Raw genomic sequence first — 1588 nt, 5'->3', positions numbered from 1 at the left:
TGTAGCAGCTAAGCGGTAATGTCCGGTTCTGGCTAAGTTCAAATGTCCGAGTTTGGCTGGCGTAAGCTTGACGCCTTCCAGCGCGTGGGAGCCCGTCATGCCAGCAGGAGCCATTACCATGACGATGCGGCAGATCGACCGGCTCAAGGTCGTCCAAGCGCTGGCAGACGGCCATCTCAAGACCGGGATTGCCGCATCCAGGCTGGGACTAACGCCCCGACAGACCCTGCGCCTGCTGCGGCGCTACCAGCAACACGGCGCCGCCGGCCTACTGAATCGCCACCAGGGTCAGCCAGCCAACAACCGGACACCACCAGGCCTTGCAGCGCGGGTGCTCGGGCTGATCCGCGACAACTATGCCGACTTCGGCCCGACGCTGGCCGCCGAGAAGCTGCGCGAGCGCCATGGCATCGATCTGGCCAAGGAGACGGTGCGCCGGCTCATGATCGACGCCGGCTTCTGGGTGCCGCGTAAGCAGCGTCCGCCCAAGGTGCACCAGCCGAGGAACCGCCGCGCCTGCCTGGGCGAGCTGGTGCAGATCGACGGATCCGACCACGCCTGGTTCGAGGACCGGGCGCCGGCCTGCACGCTGCTGGTCTTTGTCGATGACGCCACCAGCCGGCTGATGGCATTGCGCTTCGTGCCGACTGAATCCGCTTTTGCGTATTTCGAGGCGACACGGGCTTACCTTGAGTGCCACGGCAAGCCGATCGCGTTCTATAGCGACAAGGCCAGTGTGTTCCGGGTCAACCGGCCCAGTGCCACCGGCGGCGACGGCTACACCCAGTTCGGGCGCGCGCTGTACGAGCTGAATATCGATAGCCTGTGCGCCAATTCGAGCCAGGCCAAGGGCCGGGTCGAACGGATGAACGGCACGCTGCAGGACCGGCTGGTCAAGGAGCTGCGGCTGCGCGGGATCTCGTCTCAGGCCGACGCCAACGCCTTCGTGGCGGTCTTTGTGGCGGACTTCAACGGCCGCTTTGCCAAACCGCCCAGGAGCGATTTTAACGCGCATCGCCCAGTGCGAGCCGATGAGGATTTGGCGCGGATCTTCACCTGGCGCGAATGGCGCAAGGTGTCGGCCAGCCTCACGCTACAGTATGACAAGACGCTATACCTGCTGGCAGACCAGCCCGAGCATCGCGCTTTGATTCACCGCTACATCGAGGTCGCCGAATATCCGGACGGCAGGATCGAGCTGTGGGCCGATGGCGCTTCCCTGCCCTACACCACCTATGACCGTCTGGCCGAAATCGACCAGGGCGCGATCGTCGAGAACAAGCGGCTCGGTCACGTCTTGCGCGTGGCGCAGGAGATGCAGGCCAAGCGCGATAGCCGGCGCAGCGCCGGCGCACCCGCCCGGACCACTGCCGGCACGCCACCGCGGCCTCGCAAGGCAGCACCGGGCAAAAAACCTCAGAGACAGCTCAGCCCCGCAGACCTGCAGGCGGCCATCGAAAAGACCTTCAATGCACCACTGCCTTACGGGAAACCATAGAAAGACAAAGACCGAACCTCAACACCAACACCCTCCAAATCGGACATTTCAGCTTAGCTGAGCGTCGGACATTTGAATTTAGCCTAGACA

1 protein-coding gene is annotated in these 1588 nt (G+C 63.8%); it reads left to right on the top strand.

The features are described from left to right. Window positions 1-97 precede the first annotated feature (97 nt). Entirely contained in the window at window positions 98-1498 is a 1401-nt protein-coding gene (locus C7416_RS28775; protein WP_111522012.1) for an ISNCY family transposase, read from the top strand. Window positions 1499-1588 lie beyond the last annotated feature (90 nt).

Source organism: Cupriavidus phytorum (assembly GCF_003254285.1).
Classification (GTDB): Bacteria; Pseudomonadota; Gammaproteobacteria; order Burkholderiales; family Burkholderiaceae; genus Cupriavidus; species Cupriavidus phytorum.
The sequence above is the reverse complement of the archived record's forward strand: the minus strand, read 5'-3'. Positions and strand labels throughout refer to the sequence as shown.